The organism is Bacteroides sp. RTP21281st1_H5_RTP21281_210402 (genome assembly GCF_040918965.1).
GTDB lineage: Bacteria > Bacteroidota > Bacteroidia > Bacteroidales > Bacteroidaceae > Bacteroides > Bacteroides congonensis.
The window spans coordinates 1-1000 of the sequence record NZ_JBCOWR010000059.1 but is presented as its reverse complement, the minus strand read 5'-3'; the positions used below and the strand labels follow the sequence as shown (position 1 = coordinate 1000).

At 33.6% G+C, this 1000-nt stretch carries 1 protein-coding gene and 1 pseudogene; both read left to right on the top strand.

Annotation, left to right across the window (positions count from 1 at the left end; genetic code table 11):
* Positions 1 to 204: pseudogene (locus AB5443_RS25320) on the top strand (replication initiation protein); the annotation flags it as partial.
* A 52-nt stretch (positions 205 to 256) separates the two neighbouring features.
* Positions 257 to 1000, top strand: a 744-nt coding sequence (locus tag AB5443_RS25315) for a S1 family peptidase (RefSeq protein WP_240060144.1), incomplete at its 3' end; no start/stop codon positions are given.

Genomic DNA, 1000 nt, shown 5'->3' with positions numbered 1-1000 from the left:
GTGTATGAATACCTCCGTTATTCCTGCGGTTTCACTTCAGAAGAAATAAACCGGAACAAGGAAACATTTATAACTGCACAAGAAAATATTACTGACCTTATAAGAGAACTGGCTATCCTAAACGGAAAATCACGAGAAAAGAATAATCCAAAAGGTTGGATTATCAATGCACTAAAGGGGAAAATAAAGGAGTATAGTGCTTGATTTTCAAAAGGAATTGCTATATTTGTGGATATTAACTTTAAATTATACCATTATGAAAAAGTTTTATTATGTTATTTTAAGCATGATAGCAATAGCTTTAGTATCATGCACGTCTGAATTAGACGAGATAAATAACACTGTTCATCAGCAAGAAACCTTATCCGGAAATGAACTTGGTGCTAATCTAATGAAATCTTTTCAAAATGCAGTATCTCGAAGTAGTGAGATAAAGCATTTATCATATCCTTCATATTATGGAGGAGCCTATTTAAACAAAGAAGGCAAACTGGTTGTAAAGGTAGTCAATAAAACTTCGGAAGAGATAGAAAAAGATTTAATCACTCGATGTGGTGGAAATGGATCCATTGTGGATATCTGTGAATATTCTTATTCAGAACTATTAAATGCAGCAGAAAAGATGGATAACTATTTGTTATCTAAAAAGAATGCAGATAATCCTTTTGAATTTTATGGTTTTTCTATCTGCGATACAGACAACAACATAGAAGTCTATTTAGGTGACATTTCAGAATCAAATATACAAGACTTCAAAAAAGAAGTTTTAGAAGAACCCTTCTTGAAGTTTGTGAAATCAGAAAAACCAGCTTTCCTAAGCGAAATACTAACAGGGCAAAGTATTGTTTCCGGAACACGTTCATATGGTTCTGTCGGATTCCGAGCTAAGCGAAAAGATAGTCATGTTGTACCTGTTACAGGATTTGTTACCGCAGGACACGTTGTACAAAAAGCTGGAACTTATGTATACGAAAATGAATCGATGAGTACTCCTATAGGT